This window comes from Nocardioides sp. NPDC101246, assembly GCF_044767415.1.
Lineage (GTDB): Bacteria > Actinomycetota > Actinomycetes > Propionibacteriales > Nocardioidaceae > Nocardioides.
The window spans coordinates 45405-62394 of the sequence record NZ_JBIWNX010000021.1; the positions used below are offsets into that span (position 1 = coordinate 45405).

Below are 16990 nucleotides of genomic sequence, written 5' to 3' on the forward strand. Positions count from 1 at the left end.
GCGAGACTGCCGTTACTGGATTGGACGGCGAGGTGAATGGCGCGTTACGAGACCAACGGTCCTGCAACGCAGGGTGAACCCGAGCCGGACTACGGGAGACCGGCGATCCCGACCACCTCGACGAGGGCGATCAGCGCCGCCACCGTCGCGGTCGCGCCGACCCGGCGCCGCCCGAGAAGCAGGTACGCAGCCAGCCCACCCACCGCCAGTGCGGCCGCGAGCCGCCACCACAGCTGACCCTCGGCCAGAGGGTGCCGGGCCACGACGAGGGCGGCGACCACCAGGGAGAGATGGGTACGCCGCCAGGCGAGCTCGGTCCGCTCCGGCTGCAGTCCGGGGTCGGCCGCCTCGGCCCCGCTCACGCCAGCAGTGCCAACGAGACGAGGGCGATGGAGCCGAGCACGCCGAACACCAGGGGAAGCGGTGCCCGGCGGGCCGGGAGCGCGTCGCGCCGCCGGATCGCCCGCTCGCTGCGTACCCAGCTCCACCAGGACCAGGCGGCACATCCGGCCGCCAGGAGCGCCAGGCTGAGCGGGGCGAGCACGGCCAGTGCCGTGCCACCACCCACCTCCAGGGTGTCGACCGCGACCGCGACCGCGAGGAACGCCAGCGAGGTGCGGATCCAGGCCAGGAAGGTGCGCTCGTTCGCCAGGGTGAACCGGACGTCCGGCTCCTCGGTCTCGCTGTAGAGCCAGCTGTCCAGCCGCCCTCGTCCCACGCGGCTCACGAGGCCGGCTGCGTGACGGCCCCGGCGTCGGTGTCGGTGTCGGTGTCGGTCCGGGAGTGACGACCGGTCATGGTGGGGACGAGCGCCGCGGTGAGGGTGAAGAGGACAGTCGCGACCCACACGATCGTCATCCAGCGCTCCCAACCGCCCGTCGCCTCGACCACCCTCGGCGCGAAGAGCACCGTCGCCAGGATGAAGGTGCGGTTCAGGAGGTGGTTGAGGCCGAAGGCGCGGCCCTGGATGTCGGGGTGGACCTCTTCGACGTGCTCGGAGAAGCTCGCCATCCACGGGCCGAAGGTCGCCGCGAGGGCCACGCCGATGCCGATGAACAGGACGACGACCAGGCTCGAGGACGCCTCGCTCCCCCGGCCCATGAGTGCCAGGAAGGCGCCGAGGAAGATCGCCGCGGCAACGCCGCCGCCGACCATGAAGGCCTTGCGTCGCTGCGTTCGGTCGGAGACTCGAGCGAAGACCAGGCTCAGCGCGAGGTTGCTCAGCCAGAAGACCATCGTCATCGCCGAGGCGGCGCGGACCGAGACGCCGAACTGCTGGACGAGCATGGTCTGGGCATAGGCGTTCATGGTGGCCAGCAGGACGTAGAGGAACGACATCGCGAGCACGTGCGTCCAGAACTCGCGGCGCGCGACGAGCAGTCGCAGGCCCTTCGCGCCCTGCGGCACCTCGACCGCGTGCGACTCGCGCTCGGTGAGGCGTACGGCACGGCGGACCTCCGGGGAGAGGTCACGCAGGGTCAGGGCGACCACGATGGCTCCGACCAGGGCGGCGCCGGCCATGATGAACAGCTGGGATCGCCACTGGTTGCCGAAGACGCCCAGGGTCGCCGAGGCCACGGCGGCGGCGAAGAAGTTGGCGCCGACCGAGCCCCAGCTCCAGAACGCGAACGCCTGGGCGCGGCCCATCCGCGGGGTGAAGTCGCGGATCAGTGGCTGGGTGCCGGCGACGGCGACGCCCTCGACGAACGCGAGCACGATCCGGGCGAGCGCGAAGTGGCCCACCGAGTCCGCGGTCGCCATGAACAGGCAGGCGGCAGCGGAGAGGAACATGAACGGGACCAGGATCCTCACCCGGCCGACGCGGTCGGCGAGCTCGCCGCCGAGATAGCCCGCCAGAGCACCGAAGATCAGCGACGCGGCCGTGATCAGGCCGTACGTCTTCAGCGACATCCCGAGATCGTCGAGCAGCAACGGCAGGACGGGAGCCAGCTGGCCCTCGAACGCCGAGATGAACAGGGCGAGCACGACGACGGCGAGCAGCACGCGACGGCGTGCTCCGACTGGGTACTCGGTGAGCAGGGTGCGGTAGGACACGGGGATCCGCCCTTCAAGATGTTAGACGGAGCGTCTAGTAACGGTCGTCATGTCTGACTGTAGGCCGAGTGAGCCGCACCACACAAGACACCGTGTCCAGATCAGCGCGGGTCGGGGTCGAATCCCGTCGCCCACAAGCGCCCGCGACGCGAGAGCTCGACGAGCGTCTCGACGACCTGGTCGGTGGCCGGTCGGGGCTCGGGAGCCTCCAGCCACCACAGCAGCACGGCCACCTGCTCACCGACCCAGGCGCGCGCCAGCACCTGGAGATCGACCCGCGGCCGCACAGCATTGGCCTTCACTCGTGCCGAGAAGATCTCGTGGGCGGTCGTGCCCCAGGCGTCCTCGAACGCGCGCAGGCCGCGCCCATCCCCTTCGCCGCGCAGGATCATCCGGTACGAGTCGGGCTGCTCGGTCGCGTGCCGGAAGACCTCCGCCACGGGCTGGCCGGTGAACCCGGCGTCCTCCGGGGCCAGCACCTGGGCCAGTCGCTCCTTCAGTTCCTGGAGCACCGAGGCCACGACGTGATCGTAGAGCGCCTCCTTGTCCTTGAAGTGCGTGTAGAAGGTCGCCCTGCCCACATCGGCTGCGGCGACGATGTCCTCCACCGTCACCGCGGCGTAGCCACGCTCGAGCACCAGGGAGACGAGCGCGTCACGGAGCGCCCCTCGCGTTCGCCGGCTGCGCCGGTCCTCCACCACAGTCATGCGCACTGTTCTAGCACTTTTCCGGACGACTGGACCGTTTCTGGACACTCTGTCTATGATCGTGGGTGACCGCGCTCACAGCAGCGAACCCGACCACCAGGAGGGCACCCGTGAATCTCGGCAGCTATCTCACCCGCACCGCGACCTTCACCCCCGACGCCACCGCCCTGGTCTCCGGCACCGACCGATGGACCTACCGCCAGCTCGAGGACGACACGAACCGGCTCGCGGCCGCCCTCATCGCCCGCGGCTGCACGCCCGGCACTCCCGTCGCCACCCTCGCCACCAACCGTGGCGAGCTGGTCGTCGCCGAGATGGCGATCTGCAAGGCGGGTGCGCTCCGGGTCCCGATCAGCGCCCGGCTCGCCGCTGCCGAGGTCGAGCACGTGCTGCTCGACGCGGCGGTGAAGGTCGTCTTCACCGGCGGCGCCCACCTCGAACTCGTCCGCAAGATCGTCGACGCCCACGGCCTGGACGCCCTGGTCGTCGACCTCGACAACGGCATCGCCGCGGGCACCGGTACGACGGCGTACGACACCCTGCTCGCCGAAGGCACCACCGATCCGGTCGCCGTCGACGTCCATGAGGACGCCCCGGCGGTCCTCAACTTCACCTCCGGCTCGACCGGAACCCTGAAGGCAGCGGTCCAGACGGTCGGCAACCGGCTCGCCAACATGCGCAAGCTGGCGATGAACCCCTACGGCTCGCTGAGCGCGGAGGCCGTCTACCTCGCCCCCGGCCCGATCACCCACGCCAGCGGCATGGTCATCCTCGGCTGCTTCTTCCGCGGCGCGGCCGTGGTCGTGCTGCCCGCGTTCGAGGTCGAGGCCTACCTCGACACGCTCGAGCGTGAGCGGGTCACCCACACCTTCGTCGTGCCGGTCATGCTCAACCTGGTCCTCGCCTCCCCCACCTTGGGCGAGCGCGATCTCTCCGCGCTGCGGAGCCTCACCGTCGGCGGCGCCCCGGTCAGCCCGGCTCGGCTGCGCGAGGCCGTCGAGGCCTTCGGTCCGGTGGTGAACCAGGGCTACGGACAGGGCGAGACGACGAGCGCGATCACCTTCCTCAGCTCCGAGGATGTCGTCCGCGGCATCGAGTCGGACCCGGAGCTTCTGCTCTCCTGCGGCCGTCCGGTCTACGACACCGAGGTGATCGTGGTCGACGACGACCACCACCCGCTGCCCGCCGGCGAGATCGGTGAGATCGTGGCGCGCGGCCCCGACTGCGTACGGGAGTACTTCCACGCGCCCGAGGCGACCGCCGAGACCTTCCGAGACGGCTGGGTGCACACCGGTGACCTCGGCCGCATCCGCGAGGACGGGTTCGTCTTCATCGTGGACCGGAAGAAGGACATGATCATCTCGGGCGGCTACAACGTCTACTGCTCCGAGGTCGAGGCCGCGCTCTACGAGCACCCGGCCGTCCGGGAGGCCTGCGTCGTCGGCGTGCCCAGCGAGAAGTGGGGCGAGACGGTGAAGGCGTACGTCTCCCTCGCCGAAGGCGACATGGTGACCGAGGAGGAGCTGCGCGACTTCTGCCGCACCCGGCTCTCCGGGGTGAAGGTGCCCCGGATCATCGAGTTCGCCGACGCGCTCCCCCAGAACCGCAACGGCAAGGTCGACCGGCGGGCGCTGCGCGAGCGGGACTGGGCCGGCACCGAGCGGAAGGTCGGCTGAGATGACCTTCTCCCTCACCCCGTCCTACCCCGACAACCCGCGCCTCGACTCGCTGGTGACCCGGCTGCGTGACTACCTCGACGGCGAGCTCGCCGACTACGAGCGCGACCTCGGCCTGGGTCCGGAGACGCCGCTGGAGCGCTCCATGCTGGAGCCGGTGTGGCAGCGCAGCCGCGAGCTCGGCTTCTACGGCATCCACCTGCCCACCTCGCTCGGCGGCCAGGGCCTGAGCCTCACCGAGCTCGCCGCGCTCAAGGAGGAGATCGGCGCCTCCGGGCGCCAGCTCGCCACCAGCGTGCTCGGCGACATGGGCGGCCCACTGCGGGTCGGCGCCATCTTCGAACACGCGACCGAGCACCAGATCGAGAAGTACCTGATGCCGGTCGTACGCGGCGAGCGCGCCTGCTGCTTCTCGATGACCGAGGACGACGCCGGCTCCGACGTACGCCGGATGCGAACCACCGCCACCCCGACACCGGGCGGCTTCACGGTCACCGGGCGGAAGGTGTTCAGCACCGGCGGCACCTTCGCCGACTTCGCGATCCTGGTGGCGCGGATGGCCGGCGAGGAGGAGTCGTACGCCGCGTTCTTCGTCGACCTCGACTCCCCCGGCTGCCGGGTGCTGCCCGGTGACCTGCCGCTCTCGGGGCAGAACATCGAGAGCGACGTCGTGCTCGAGGACTGCTTCGTGCCGCAGGAGAACCTGCTCGGCGAGGTCGGTCAGGGACTGCGGATCGCGCTCGGGCGGGTCACCGCGAACCGGCTGCTGCACTGCCCGACCGCGCTCGGCGCGGCCCGTCGCGCGCTCGCACTGGCGCTCGACTTCGCTGCGCACCGCACCGTCTTCGACGGGCTGCTGCTGGAGAAGCAGGCGATCCAGCACCGGCTCGCCGACATGGCCACCGACTACTACGCCGCCCGGTCGATGACCTACGACGCCTTGGCCGACCTCGACGCCGGCAAGCGCCCGCGGATCGAGTCGTTCATGTGCAAGCTGTTCGTGGCCGAGCGGTCCTTCGAGATCGCCGACGCGGCGCTGCAGATGCACGGCAAGGCGGGGATGGTCCGGGGCGCGGAGATCGAGGTGATCTGGCGGCGGCTGCGGATGTTCCGGGTGCTGACCGGGTCCTCTGAGATCCAGCGCAACGGCGTCATCCGCGACCTGGTGAAGTCGTTGGGGGCGTGATGGTCGACTTCGCTCAGGAGGAGGCCGACGCGCATCGCGGGTTCATCGCCTCCCTGAAGCCCGGGATCGTCGCCAAGGCGGACGGGACGGTCGCGTTCGACGCGGACGCGGACACCTTCCTCGACGCCCCCGCGCCCGCGACGGCGCACCCGGGCCTGTGGCAGCACAGCCGGCTCACCTCGCTGCAGGGTCTGTTCGAGGTGACCGACGGCATCTACCAGGTGCGTGGCCTCGACCTCGCCAACCTCACGATCGTCGAGGGACATCGCGGGATCATCGTCATCGACACCCTCACCACCGCCGAGACGGCGTCTGCCGCGTTGGGGCTCTACCGCGAGCACCGCGGTGACCGGCCGGTCACGGGGGTGGTGCTGACCCATCCCCACGCCGATCACTTCGGTGGGATCGCCGCTGTGCTCGCGGCGGGGGCCGGTGACGTACCCGTCCTGGCTCCGGAGGGGTTCTTGGAGCACGCGGTCTCGGAGAACGTCTACGTCGGTCCGGCGATGGGCCGGCGGTCGGGCTTCATGTACGGCAGCCTGCTGCCGGTGGCCCCGGACGGACATGTGGGCTGTGGTCTCGGCCCTCGCCTGGCGTCCGGGACCATCGCTCTGGCCGAGCCGACCGACTCGATCACCCGCACCGGGGAGACGCGCGTCATCGACGGCGTCGAGATGGAGTTCCAGCTCACCCCGGGCAGCGAGGCGCCGGCGGAGATGAACATCCTCCTCCCCGGCCACAAGGCGCTCTGCCTGGCCGAGAACGCCGTCCACACCCTGCACAACATCGTCACGCTGCGCGGAGCCGAGGTGCGCGACGCCCGGCTGTGGGCGCGCTATCTCACCGAGGCGCTCTCGCTCTTCACCGGGCGGGTCGACGTCGCGTTCGCCACCCACCACTGGCCGACCTGGGGTGCGGAGCGGATCGAGGCGTTCCTCTCCGGCCAGCGTGACGTCTACGCCTACCTGCACGATCAGACCGTACGTCTCATCAACCGTGGCCTGACTCCGAAGGAGATCGCCGAGGAGCTGGTCCTGCCGCCGGCCCTCGACGCCCAGCCGTCGACGCGCGGCTACTACGGCTCGCTGAGCCACAACGTGAAGGGGATCTACCAGCGCTACCTCGGCTGGTACGACGCCAACCCGGCGCACCTGTGGGAGCTGCCGCCGGCCGAGGAGGCCACCCGCTGGGTGCGGTTGCTCGGCGGGGCCGAGGCGGCCGTGGCCCGGGCGCGGGAGCTCGTCGCAACCGGAGTGACCGACGACCTGCGGTTCGCGGTCACGGTGCTCAACCACGTCGTCTTCGCCTATCCGGGCGAGCAGTCGGCGCGGGAGCTCTTGGCTACGGCGTACACCCGGCTCGGGCACGGCGCGGAGAACGCCACCTGGCGCAACGTCTACCTCACCGGTGCCCGCGAGCTGCTCGACGGACCGAGGGCGGCGCCGCGCGGCGGCGGCCGCGGCCTGCTCGCCGCGCTCTCGGTCTCCCAGCTGCTGGACTCCCTCGCCATCCGCGTCGACGGGCCGCGGGCGTGGGACCTCGACCTTCGCATCGACTGGCACCTGCTCGACCACGACGACACCTCAGCAGGTGGTTGGTGGCATGCGCGCCTCCATAACGGCGCGCTCGTGCACCGGCGGGACGGCGCCCCGGACCCGGCAGCCGGGCTCACCCTGACGCTCACCCGCCCCCAGCTCGCCGGCCTGCTCGGCGCGCGAAGACTCGACGGGATCGACCACACCGGCGACCTCGGTGTGCTCCACCGGCTGCTGGAGGTCATGGAGGCACCCGACCACGAGTTCGCGATCGTCACCCCCTGACAGGTCCACGGGACGTGGCACCATGTGCGGCGTGACCGACGACACGCCTGCCACAGGACTGACCGAGCTGCACGCCCGCCGCTTCCTGACCACGGACGCGGCCCGAGCCGACAAGGTCGCCCGCTGGCACGCCAAGGGGCGACGTACGGCTCGGGAGAACATCGCCGACCTGATCGATCCGGGCTCGTTCGTCGAGTACGGGAGGTTCATCACCGCGGCTCAGGAACGGCGCCGTGACCTGGCCGAGCTCGTCGTCGAGACGCCCGCGGACGGGATCATCGGCGGCACCGCGACGGTCGGTGGGAAGCCGTGCGCGGTGCTGTCCTACGACTACCTGGTGATGGCCGGTACGCAGGGCATGCGCGGGCATCGCAAGTCGGACCGGCTGATCGAGGTCATCGGCCGGATGCGGCTGCCGGCGGTCTTCTTCACCGAGGGCGGCGGCGGTCGCCCCGGCGACACCGACATCCCGCTGGTCTCGGCGCTCGACGTCGGCTCGTTCGCGCTGTGGGGCGAGCTCGAGGGCGTCGTGCCGCGGATCGCCGTCGTCTCCGGACGCTGCTTCGCCGGCAACGCGGTCCTCGCCGGCACGGCCGATCTCCGCATCGCCACCCCCGACGCCAACCTCGGCATGGCGGGTCCGGCGATGATCGCCGGCGGCGGGCTCGGCAGCTTCGCGCCGGAGGAGATCGGACCGGTCAAGGACCAGACCGCCAACGGCGTCATCGACCTGCTCGTCGAGGACGAGGAGGCAGCTGTCGAGGCCGTACGCAGCCTGCTCTCCTATCTCGACCCGATCGCCGAGGGCGGCGAGGCCGGTGACCAGGCCGAGCTGCGGACGCTCCTCCCCCACAACGACCGCGAGGCCTTCGACGTACGTCCGGTGGTGGAGGCGCTGGCCGACCTCGACTCGGTGACGTGGCTCCGTGAGGGGTTCGCACCCGAGCTCGTCACCGCGTTCGCCCGGATCGACGGGATCGCGGTCGGCGTGGTCGCCAACCAGTCGACCCACCTCGCCGGAGCGCTCACCAGCGACGCCTCGGTGAAGGCCGCCGACTTCCTCGCGCTCTGCGAGCGCTGGGGCCTCCCGGTGGTCTCGCTGGTCGACACCCCGGGGTTCATGGTCGGCCCCGAGGCCGAGCGCGGCGGCCTGGTCCGTCACGCGTCCCGGATGGTCATCGCCGGCGCACAGCTGTCGACTCCGCTGGTCGGGGTGGTCTTGCGCCGCGGCTACGGCCTCGGTGCGCAGGCCATGCTCGGCGGCAGCACCCACCGCCCGCTGCTCACCGTCGCCTGGCCCGACGCACATCTCGGCCCGATGGGCCTGGAGGGCGCCGTACGTCTCTCCATGGCCGCCGAGCTCGCCGAACTGCCCGAGGCAGAACGCGAGGAGCGGGTAGCCGCCCTCACCGAGGAGTACCGCAAGCAGGCCAGCGCGCTCAACGCCGCCCGGATGCTCGAGATCGACGACGTCGTCGACCCCGCCGAGACACGTGCCCTCGTGGCGGCGACCCTCCGTCGTGCTCGGTAGTCGGCGGTCCTCCGCGAGCCCGCCCCGATGACGTAGCCTCCTGGCATCGGGCGGCTCTCGCCTCGGGCGATGGGAGACACGGATGTTCTTCGGCTGGATATTCGCGGGGATGGGCCTGCTGTTCGCGGGCATCGGGGTCTGGATCGTGGTCTGGTCGATCATCAGCCGGCACCGGATCTCGACATGGACGCCGTGGGAGGCGACGATCCGCGAGGTCGAGACGCGGACGACCTCGAGCGGCGATCACGGCAGCCGCACCCGACTGGTCGCCCACTACGAGTACCGCGGCCCCGACGGCAGCGAATACGCCAGCTCGGGAACGCTCCCCGACCAGCGCTTCCGGCTGGACGGGACGGTGCCGCCGCTGAACATCGTGATCAACCCGCTCGACCCGTCGAAGTCGATGATCGCGGGATCCGGCGGCGGCACCGGCTGTGCGGTCGTCTTCGGGGTCATCTTCGCCGCGATGGGGTTGCTGTTCGCCTCCATCGGCTTCGGGCTGGCCCAGACTCCGATGTGACCGTGCCTCCTGCGCGGTTCTCAGCCGCGCTGACGACGGGCGAACATGATCAGCAGGGCGCCGCCGGAGAGAAGTGCCACGCCGATGGCGATGCCGAGCACGCTCACCGGCGAGCCGGTGTCGGGCAGCATCTCTGAGTCACCGTACGACGGCGCGGGGGTCGGGCCCGACGAGTCCGCCGGAGCGGACGGGACGGCGTCGCTCTGCTCGGGCTCGGAAGGAGACTCGGTCGGGACGGGCTCCGACGGGCTCTCGCTCGGCGTGGGGTCCGTCGGCGTGGGGTCTGTGGGCGTCGGTTCCGTCGGCGACGGGCTGGGTTCAACGTCGCCGCAGCTCACCTCGCCGAGGAACAGGTAATGGTGGATCTCGCCGCCGCCGGTCGTCAGGGTGTCGGTGAAGATCTGGCCCTCGACGGGCGTGCCGACGTCCACGGTCAGGTCGAGCCCGGGTGCGTAGATCGAACCCGAGACCAGCGTGTCTCCGCCGATGGTGAGCGAGGTGCCCTCGGCGTAGGAGGAGAAGTCGTAGAGGACGTACGGTGCGACCGGGTTGGGCTGGTCGGCGTTGGGACTCTCGGTCCCTGTGAACTGCGGCAGGTCGATCGTCGCGCCGTCCGGCGCGCCGACGACGCGCACGACCAGCGGGGTGTCGGCAGCGAGGGGCGCACCGGTGGTCCGGAGCACGCTGAAGGTGCTGAGCTGGGCGTAGGGGATCTCGAGGACGTTGGTCTTGCCCGCGACGATGTCGGCGGTCATCTCGGCGGCAGAGCTCCCCGGGGTCAGCGTGCTCACGTGCACCTCGTCGCTCTCGACCGGGATGAGCTCGTTCAGACACTCGGTGGCCTCGTCCGGGGAGACGTCCAGATCGGCGAAGTAGTCGTCATAGCCCGTCGGAGCACCGACGCGGGAGTTGGGTTCGCCGCCGTTGTAGAGCTGGTTGGGATTGTAGATCCCCTGCTGGGTGCCTGATGGCCCGTCGGCCACCCAGACCGCCCCGGCGCCGCGCTCGGTGACCTGCAGACCGGCCAGATCGCCGATCTTGACGAACCCGCGCTGGTCGTCCTCGACATAGCCCCGCGAGTCGACGGTGACCTCGCCGTTGGTGCCCGGCACGAAGGTCCCGCGGGTCAGCAGCCTGGTGGGATCGCCGGCGACGACGGGGATGTCGTACGCCGTCGGGGTCAGGCCCGAGCTGTGGATGATCGGGTAGGTCCCGTTCGGGAAACGTACGTCGCCCCCGACCGCGAGGGAGCCCTCCAGCTCGCCGTTGCCCATGGTCGCGTCCGCGGTGGTGACGATCGTGAAGTCTCCGTTCACGCCCATCGGGTTGAGCGAGGTGGTGGCGGCCGACGCCGGGCCCGCGCCGCTGCCGAGGATGCCACCTCCGAGCGCGAGCCCTGCGACCACAACAGCCGTTGAAACGTATGCTTTCGCCACCAACTGAGCGGTCTCCGATCAATCCGTCAATGAACCATCGAAAACATAACGGATGTGGATCATCGGGTCCCGCACCTACGCCGCTTCGGCGTGGGTGTCGTCGACGAGATCGGGCTTCCTAGATCTCCTTCAACCGCGGCACCAGGTCCACGAGCGAGGTGGCCCACGGCACCGGGTCGACGTACGGCGTCGGCATCAGCCCGACGAGCGTGATGCCCAGGGCGGCGTACTCCTCCATCGACTTCAAGAAGGCGTCCGCGTCGTCGACCGAGGGACCCTGGAAGAGCATCGTCTTCTCGATCGCGTCGTAGTCGGTGCCGAGGTCGTCGCAGTGGCCGCGCAGCACCTCGAGCTTGTGCTTGACGGTCGCCACGGCCTCGGGGCCAGGAGCGCCGAAGAGGTTGGCGCCCTGTCCGTACTTGGCGACCAGGCGAAGCGTCTTCTTCTCGCCGCCCCCGCCGATCAGGACCGGGACCGTGCCATTGACCGGCTGCGGGAGCGAGATGGTCTCGGCGAGCTGGTAGTGCTTGCCCTCGTAGGCGCCGTCGTTCTCCGACCACATCTGGCGACAGATCTCCAGGGTCTCCTCCAGGCGCTCGAACCGCTCGGCCGTCGACGGGTACGGCACGCCGAGCCCCTGGTGCTCGCGCTCGTACCACGCCGCCCCGATGCCCAGCAGCGCCCGGCCCCCGGAGAGCCGGTCGAGTGTCGTGACGATCTTGGCGAGCAGCCCCGGGTGGCGGTAGGTCACTCCGGTGACGAGCAGGCTGAGACGTACGTTGTCGGTGATCCCGGCCAGGTACCCCAGCGTGGTGTAGCCCTCGAGCATCGGCTCGAAGGGGCCGCCGGCCTGCTCCATCTGGAACCAGTGGTCCATGACGGTGAACAGGTCGACGCCGCCCTCGTCCGCGATGCGCGCCGTCTCGGTCAGCTTGTCGGCCAGTGTGGTCTCCCACTCGGGGTGGGTGAACGTGAAGTAGTGGAGTCCAAGATCCATACCTCAGACGCTATGTCTTCGAGCGCGCTCGAAGACAAGCCCTCAATTCGGCTCAGGCAGCTCCGCCAGGTGCTTGTCGCCCCATTCCCCCAGCGGCTGGAGGGCGGCGATCAGCTCGGCCCCGGCCGGCGTCGGGCGGTAGAGGACCTGAACCGGGGTCGACGGGATCACCTCCCGCACCAGGAAGCCGTCGCGCTCGAGCTCCTTGAGGCGCAGGGCGAGCATCCGGTCCGAGATGCCTTCGACGGCGCGGCGGTACACCCCGAAGCGGCGTGCGCCGGCCACGGACGCGAAGAGGACCGCACCCGACCAGCGTTGCCCGACGCGCTCGAGCGTGCGCTGAAAGACGGCGCACGACCTGCCGTCGACCTGTACGTCATCTAACGTCACTTACTCAGGATAAGTTGCTAACGTGCCAGTTGCAACGCTGCGTCGCGCCACTCAGACTCTGCGGTTGTCGGCTCATCGGTCCGGCCTCGAGATCACCCGCCCGAGCGGGTCAGCCCAAGGAGTACACGCGTGTTCATCGCGTACATCGTCGTCTCGTCCCTGCTCGCCCTCGTCTGCCTGGCATCCGGAACAGCCAAGGTGACCTCACAGCCGGCCCTGGTCGAACAGCTGGGTGGGCTCGGCGTCGCCGCCAAGCACGTCCCCCTTCTCGGTGCGCTGCTCGTGCTCGGCGCCGTCGGCCTCGTCGTCGGCATCTGGGTCGGAGCCCTCGGCGTCGCGGCCGCAGGGGCGCTCGCGCTCTACTTCCTCGGCGCGATCATCACCCATCTGCGTGCCGGCGACGCCAAGGGCTCCGTGCCCACGGTCGCTCTCACCCTCACCTCGGTCGCCGCCCTTACGCTGGGGCTGCTCTCGCTCTGACCTCGGAGAGGGGCCCGGGTCAGCGCAGCATCGGCTCCCGCTTGAGGTCACGCTTGTCGAGCTTGGCGTCGTACGTCGCCAGCGGCTTCGCCTTCGACGCGTCGGCCTCGACCGCGGCGGTCGCCACGCCCGCCCACTCCAGGATCCGGGCGGTGGCGAGCTCACGCTCGTCGGCGACCAGGCCGGCCACGTTGGCGCCGTGGTTCATCCCCGGCGCGGTGAAGACGTAGGAGTCGGTCGCCTTGCGGCCCGGGCGGAAGCGCTCGGCGCCCCACGGGTCCGCCTCGCCGTAGACGAAGAGCATCTGGTGGGCGTGCTTGCGTACCCAGGAGTCGACGTCGCGCATCGCCGACGGGTCGAACCGCATGTCGATGTCACGCGGGACGAAGCTGCGCGGCGGCTGGTAGCCGTAGCGGATCAGCTCGTCCTCGATGTGCGGGAAGCCGATCGTCGGTGCACCGAGCTCGGTGCCGGCCTGGTAGTAGTAGGGCGTGTAGGGGCTCAGGCCCTGGTCGGTGTAGAACCCGAAGCCCGAGTAGTAGTCGATCGAGTCCCAGATCTCCTGGTCCGTGGCGGTCGCCGCGTCGGCAGGGATGTTGGCGCACTCGGCCGTGCCGGCGTACTGCCAGAAGGCCCAGACGTAGTCGAGCACCACCATCTCGTACGCGGAGTCCAGGCTGCCCACGGTGTCGAAGGTGTAGCCCTCGGTCTCGGCGAGGTCGGCGTAGGTCGCCTTCAGCGCCTCGCGGCGCACGAGCGCCTCGCGCTGGACGCCGTTGAGCCGGTCGCGGCAGTCCTCGGTGCCGACGGTGGCGAAGAAGTCGTCGTAGGCGGAGTCCTCGCGGTTGACCACGTCGTTCGGGGCGACGTAGGCGACGATGCCGTCCATGTCACGGGGGTAGAACCGCTCGAAGTAGGTGGCGGTCATGCCGCCCTTCGAGCCGCCGGTGGCGAGCCAGTTCGCGGAGTAGATCGGCTTCAGCGCCTCGAAGATGGCGTGCTGGTCGCTGGCGGCCTGCCAGATGTCGAGGTCGTCCCAGTCGGCGGGGTCGGGGCGCGACGGGGTGAAGAACCGGTATTCCATCGAGACCTGGTTGCCGTCGATGATGCGGGTCGGCTCGCTGCGGCCGGGGTTGGTCGAGACGTTGTAGCCGCTGGTCTGGAACACGGTCGGGCGGGCGGTGTCCTTGTGGAGCACCGTGAACCGCTGCTGGAAGGTCTTGCCGTGCGGCCTGCGGTGGTCCACGGGCTGAGTGAAGTTGAGGACGAAGTAGCGGTAGCCGGCGACCGGCTTCTCCTGGATGAGGCTGACGCCGTCGATGGCGAGCAGGCGGTCGAGGATGTCGTCCTCGGCGGCTGTCGCGGGGCTGGCGGGTGTGACGAGGAGCAGGGATACCAGCCCCATCGCCACCAGAATCCGGCCGATCAATGCACGCATGTGGGGTCTCCTTCGGTGCGGGTCCTCGGCAACCTAGCCGACCTCCGCGCCGGGCACCTCCGAATTCCGGATGCGTCCTCGGGAAGGAAGTCGCACGGCGACGCGTTCGGGTCGACATGACGTTCGATCCGCACGAACTCCTCGCCACCACCCGCCACGGGATCCTGGCCACGATCAAGGCCAACGGCCTGCCACAGCTCTCACCCGTGTGGCAGTTCTACGACCGTGAGCGCAGCGAGATCCTGATCTCCACCCGCGAGGGGCTGGTGAAGACCAAGAACCTCCGCCGCGACCCGCGGGCGGCGATCGAGGTCGACGGCCCCGGAGGGCGGACCTGGGCCACGGCCGAGGGCACGGTCACGCTGACCGGGCCCGGCGCCACCTTCGACAGCCCGGAGGTCGACGCGCTCGTCGACTACTACCGTCGCGGCGCCGGCGAGCACCCCGACTGGGACGAGTACCGAGAGGTGATGGTCCCGACCGCCGCGTGCTCATCACCATCGCGGTCACGAAGGTCTACGGCGCGGACATCGGCTGATCCGGCGGGCGGAGGGCCGGCCGAGCGCTCCTCGCTCGGCCGGTCGGTGAAGGGTCCCGCGGGCTCTGCCTACCTACGCGGGTTGAACAACGTGCCGAACCCGGCAGCGCCGAGTCCGCACAACAAGATGACCGCTCCGGCGATCACGTTGGACGTGATCATTCCTCCGGTCGTGTCGACGCCGTTCATGAGCCACGGCGAGACGATCGCCCATGCACCCATGAGCGGGACGGTCCAGGCCAGACCGTGCGTACGGCCGAACGCCGACGCGAAGCAGAGCGCCAGCAGAGCAACCGTGAGACCGACGATCAGGTTGCTGACCATCAGTGGTGATGCCGTGGTGTTGAAGCCCACGACCCACGGCGATATGGCCAGATAGAGACCGGCCATCATCGTGACACCGTCGACCACCTGAGCGGTGGCGGAGGAGCCGGTCAGATCGAACCGGTCCCGGAGTGCCGCGATGTCGGGATGTTCCTGAATGGACAGGTTTTCAGACGACATTTGAGATTCACCTCCTCAGCCCAATGCCAAAGGAAGAACAGCTGTCCTCGCGATCATTCTAGGCCCGCGCAGCGGAAATTGACCCGCCCGAAATCGCCGGTCCCGGGCGGGCTCCGGCGGTGGCACCATGGTCGCCATGGACGTGACGTCGCTGCAGGCCTACTGCCTCACCAAGCCGGGCGCCTGGCCGGACAACCCGTGGGACCACGAGCACCCGGTGATCAAGGTCGGGCCGGGTGAGCGCGGCAAGATCTTCGCGTTCCTCGGCTCCGCGAAGGTGGGGCTGAAGTGCGGTCCCTCCCGCGAGATCGCCGACGAGTGGCTGCTGCGCTATCCCGGCGACGTGGCCGTCACCGGCTACATCGGCCGGTCGGGGTGGAACGACCTCGCCTGGGGCGGCGCGATCCCCGACGAGGAGATCCTGGAGGCGGTCGACGAGTCGTACGCCACGATCGTCTCGAAGCTCCCGAAGAAGCTCCGTCCGGAGGGCTGGGACGCCTGAGCCCGGCATGCCGGGCTTGAACGAGGCCGATCTGTGAGGAATGGTGGAGCGGGTACTCCGTACCCAACCATGGAAGATCTCGACATGCTTCAGCTGACCGAGAACGCCACCACCATCGTCCGCTCGATCTCCGAGCAGTCCCAGGGCGCCGGCCTCCGGCTCGCCTCCAACGCAGAACCGGACGGCGCATTGAGCGCCGCACTCGTCCCGACCGCCGAGGCGGAGGACCAGGTCATCGAGCAGGAGGGTGCGCGGGTCTTCCTCGACCAGGGCGCTGCCGCCGAGCTCGACGACAAGGTCCTCGACGCCGGGATGGATGCCTCCGGCAACGTACAGTTCGGGATCTCTCAGCAGGCTTGATCCCGCGCTACGCCGGGGTGTGCCGCAGACGCGGTGCGCCCCGGCGTAGCTGATTTTGGGACTGCGTACGCCTCGCCCCACGCGTAGGGTCGCGGCCATGAGCACCACCGCCGCACCTGCCTGGTTCCATCTCTTCCTCGACGTCCCGCGGGAAGGATGGGAGGAGGCGGTCGAATTCTGGTCGGCGGCGACCGGATGGGCGCTGTCCGCACCCCGCGGCGAGGACGGGCAGTTCCTCACGCTGGTGCCCCAGGAAGGCGATGCCTGGCTGAAGATGCAGGCGGTCGAGGACGCCGCACCACGGATCCACCTCGATCTCGACGCCGTCGACCGTGAGACCGCGGTCAGGCGGGCGGCGGACCTCGGGGCGAGCCCGGCCTGGACGTACGAGGACGTGCCGGTGATGCGCTCCCCCGGCGGGCTCCTCTTCTGCCACACGTCGGTCGAGAGGTCCGGTCTCCGCTTCGCGCGCTCGGAGCCCGAGCGCGTGCTCGACCAGGTGTGCATCGACATCCCCCGGGTGCGCTGGGAGCAGGAGGTCGCGTTCTGGGCCGAGATCACCTCGCGGACGCCGGAACCGGCCGCGACCCCCGAGTTCGTACGTCTCGCCGACCCCGATCCGCACGGCGGGCTCCGGATCCTTCTGCAGCGGCTCGAGGACGAGGACGGCGAGGTCCGCGCCCATCCCGACCTCGCGGTCGCCCACCGGGCCACCGAGACCTGCCGTCACGAGGCGCTCGGCGCCGAGACCGTCGGTGTCTTCGAGTGGTGGACGGTCATGCGGGCGCCGTACGGGCAGGTCTACTGCCTCACCGATCGTGACCCGGTGACCGGTCGGGTGGCTTAGATT

General features: G+C 70.0%; 18 protein-coding genes and 1 pseudogene. 10 read left to right on the plus strand and 9 right to left on the minus strand.

Annotation, left to right across the window (positions count from 1 at the left end; all coding sequences use genetic code 11):
- Nucleotides 1-89: 89 nt before the first annotated feature.
- The 4 genes from ACIRON_RS28230 to ACIRON_RS28245 form a co-directional block, all read right to left on the minus strand.
- Nucleotides 90-362 carry a DUF202 domain-containing protein gene (locus tag ACIRON_RS28230; protein WP_402997952.1) on the minus strand — a complete coding sequence of 91 codons (273 nt, stop codon included), beginning with the start codon at nucleotides 360-362 and terminating at the stop codon, nucleotides 90-92.
- Nucleotides 359-727 (minus strand): YidH family protein, encoded by a 369-nt coding sequence (locus tag ACIRON_RS28235; RefSeq protein ID WP_402997955.1) that lies wholly within the window; start codon nucleotides 725-727, stop codon nucleotides 359-361. The genes ACIRON_RS28230 and ACIRON_RS28235 overlap by 4 nt, the downstream gene beginning before the upstream one ends.
- Nucleotides 724-2055: an MFS transporter gene (locus ACIRON_RS28240; protein ID WP_402997957.1), complete on the minus strand. Its 1332-nt coding sequence runs from the start codon at nucleotides 2053-2055 to the stop codon at nucleotides 724-726. The genes ACIRON_RS28235 and ACIRON_RS28240 overlap by 4 nt, the downstream gene beginning before the upstream one ends.
- A 101-nt stretch (nucleotides 2056-2156) precedes the next feature.
- Nucleotides 2157-2762, minus strand: a complete 606-nt coding sequence (locus ACIRON_RS28245) for a TetR/AcrR family transcriptional regulator (protein ID WP_402997960.1) — start codon at nucleotides 2760-2762, stop codon at nucleotides 2157-2159.
- Between the two features lie 110 nt (nucleotides 2763-2872).
- On the opposite strand from ACIRON_RS28245, the gene ACIRON_RS28250 reads away from it, so the two are divergent.
- From ACIRON_RS28250 to ACIRON_RS28270, 5 genes are all read left to right on the plus strand, one after another.
- The gene (locus ACIRON_RS28250) at nucleotides 2873-4438 is read left to right on the plus strand and encodes a class I adenylate-forming enzyme family protein (protein ID WP_402997963.1); all 1566 of its coding nucleotides are present in this window, start codon (nucleotides 2873-2875) and stop codon (nucleotides 4436-4438) included.
- A gap of 1 nt (nucleotide 4439) precedes the next feature.
- Complete coding sequence (locus ACIRON_RS28255; RefSeq protein WP_402997965.1) at nucleotides 4440-5624, plus strand: acyl-CoA dehydrogenase family protein; 1185 nt, start codon at nucleotides 4440-4442, stop codon at nucleotides 5622-5624.
- Nucleotides 5624-7444, plus strand: coding sequence for an alkyl/aryl-sulfatase (locus tag ACIRON_RS28260; protein WP_402997968.1), 1821 nt, complete (start codon nucleotides 5624-5626; stop codon nucleotides 7442-7444). Before ACIRON_RS28255 ends, ACIRON_RS28260 begins: the two co-directional genes overlap by 1 nt.
- A 22-nt stretch (nucleotides 7445-7466) precedes the next feature.
- Nucleotides 7467-8975: an acyl-CoA carboxylase subunit beta gene (locus ACIRON_RS28265; protein WP_402997971.1), complete on the plus strand. Its 1509-nt coding sequence runs from the start codon at nucleotides 7467-7469 to the stop codon at nucleotides 8973-8975.
- A gap of 82 nt (nucleotides 8976-9057) precedes the next feature.
- The gene (locus ACIRON_RS28270; RefSeq protein ID WP_402997974.1) at nucleotides 9058-9495 is read left to right on the plus strand and encodes a DUF3592 domain-containing protein; all 438 of its coding nucleotides are present in this window, start codon (nucleotides 9058-9060) and stop codon (nucleotides 9493-9495) included.
- 20 nt (nucleotides 9496-9515) lie between these two features.
- Here ACIRON_RS28270 and ACIRON_RS28275 read toward each other — a convergent pair whose 3' ends face one another.
- The 3 genes from ACIRON_RS28275 to ACIRON_RS28285 all read right to left on the minus strand — a co-directional run bounded on the left by ACIRON_RS28275 (nucleotide 9516) and on the right by ACIRON_RS28285 (nucleotide 12318).
- On the minus strand, nucleotides 9516-10901 hold the full coding sequence (locus ACIRON_RS28275) for a collagen-binding domain-containing protein (protein ID WP_402997977.1): 1386 nt from the start codon (nucleotides 10899-10901) through the stop codon (nucleotides 9516-9518).
- Between the two features lie 148 nt (nucleotides 10902-11049).
- Nucleotides 11050-11928 (minus strand): LLM class F420-dependent oxidoreductase, encoded by an 879-nt coding sequence (locus ACIRON_RS28280; RefSeq protein WP_402997980.1) that lies wholly within the window; start codon nucleotides 11926-11928, stop codon nucleotides 11050-11052.
- A gap of 42 nt (nucleotides 11929-11970) precedes the next feature.
- On the minus strand, nucleotides 11971-12318 hold the full coding sequence (locus ACIRON_RS28285; protein ID WP_402997982.1) for a winged helix-turn-helix transcriptional regulator: 348 nt from the start codon (nucleotides 12316-12318) through the stop codon (nucleotides 11971-11973).
- A gap of 129 nt (nucleotides 12319-12447) precedes the next feature.
- On the opposite strand from ACIRON_RS28285, the gene ACIRON_RS28290 reads away from it, so the two are divergent.
- A complete protein-coding gene (locus ACIRON_RS28290) occupies nucleotides 12448-12798 on the plus strand; it encodes a DoxX family protein (protein WP_402997985.1) in 351 nt (116 codons plus the stop codon).
- 19 nt (nucleotides 12799-12817) lie between these two features.
- Here ACIRON_RS28290 and ACIRON_RS28295 read toward each other — a convergent pair whose 3' ends face one another.
- Nucleotides 12818-14236, minus strand: a complete 1419-nt coding sequence (locus ACIRON_RS28295; protein WP_402997987.1) for an aminopeptidase — start codon at nucleotides 14234-14236, stop codon at nucleotides 12818-12820.
- Between the two features lie 116 nt (nucleotides 14237-14352).
- Here ACIRON_RS28295 and ACIRON_RS28300 point away from each other — a divergent pair.
- Nucleotides 14353-14652 (plus strand): annotated as a pseudogene (locus ACIRON_RS28300) (TIGR03618 family F420-dependent PPOX class oxidoreductase); the annotation flags it as partial.
- Between the two features lie 191 nt (nucleotides 14653-14843).
- On the opposite strand, the gene ACIRON_RS28305 reads toward ACIRON_RS28300, so the two are convergent.
- Nucleotides 14844-15278, minus strand: a complete 435-nt coding sequence (locus ACIRON_RS28305; protein ID WP_402998069.1) for an SPW repeat protein — start codon at nucleotides 15276-15278, stop codon at nucleotides 14844-14846.
- A 136-nt stretch (nucleotides 15279-15414) separates the two neighbouring features.
- Between ACIRON_RS28305 and ACIRON_RS28310 the strand changes: the two genes are divergently transcribed.
- The 3 genes from ACIRON_RS28310 (at nucleotide 15415) to ACIRON_RS28320 (ending at nucleotide 16987) form a co-directional block, all read left to right on the plus strand.
- Complete coding sequence (locus tag ACIRON_RS28310; RefSeq protein WP_402997990.1) at nucleotides 15415-15780, plus strand: MmcQ/YjbR family DNA-binding protein; 366 nt, start codon at nucleotides 15415-15417, stop codon at nucleotides 15778-15780.
- A gap of 84 nt (nucleotides 15781-15864) precedes the next feature.
- Nucleotides 15865-16140 (plus strand): hypothetical protein, encoded by a 276-nt coding sequence (locus tag ACIRON_RS28315; protein WP_091042485.1) that lies wholly within the window; start codon nucleotides 15865-15867, stop codon nucleotides 16138-16140.
- A 97-nt stretch (nucleotides 16141-16237) separates the two neighbouring features.
- Nucleotides 16238-16987, plus strand: a complete 750-nt coding sequence (locus ACIRON_RS28320) for a VOC family protein (protein ID WP_402997993.1) — start codon at nucleotides 16238-16240, stop codon at nucleotides 16985-16987.
- Nucleotides 16988-16990 lie beyond the last annotated feature (3 nt).

Coding starts and splice junctions, on each gene's coding strand:
- ACIRON_RS28245 (WP_402997960.1), bottom strand. CDS start 2,762: ATGACTGTGGTGGAGGACCGGCGCAGCCGGCGAACGCGAGGGGCGCTC.
- ACIRON_RS28255 (WP_402997965.1), top strand. CDS start 4,440: ATGACCTTCTCCCTCACCCCGTCCTACCCCGACAACCCGCGCCTCGAC.
- ACIRON_RS28260 (WP_402997968.1), top strand. CDS start 5,624: ATGGTCGACTTCGCTCAGGAGGAGGCCGACGCGCATCGCGGGTTCATC.
- ACIRON_RS28265 (WP_402997971.1), top strand. CDS start 7,467: ATGTGCGGCGTGACCGACGACACGCCTGCCACAGGACTGACCGAGCTG.
- ACIRON_RS28270 (WP_402997974.1), top strand. CDS start 9,058: ATGTTCTTCGGCTGGATATTCGCGGGGATGGGCCTGCTGTTCGCGGGC.
- ACIRON_RS28280 (WP_402997980.1), bottom strand. CDS start 11,928: ATGGATCTTGGACTCCACTACTTCACGTTCACCCACCCCGAGTGGGAG.
- ACIRON_RS28295 (WP_402997987.1), bottom strand. CDS start 14,236: ATGCGTGCATTGATCGGCCGGATTCTGGTGGCGATGGGGCTGGTATCC.
- ACIRON_RS28305 (WP_402998069.1), bottom strand. CDS start 15,278: ATGTCGTCTGAAAACCTGTCCATTCAGGAACATCCCGACATCGCGGCA.
- ACIRON_RS28310 (WP_402997990.1), top strand. CDS start 15,415: ATGGACGTGACGTCGCTGCAGGCCTACTGCCTCACCAAGCCGGGCGCC.
- ACIRON_RS28315 (WP_091042485.1), top strand. CDS start 15,865: ATGCTTCAGCTGACCGAGAACGCCACCACCATCGTCCGCTCGATCTCC.
- ACIRON_RS28320 (WP_402997993.1), top strand. CDS start 16,238: ATGAGCACCACCGCCGCACCTGCCTGGTTCCATCTCTTCCTCGACGTC.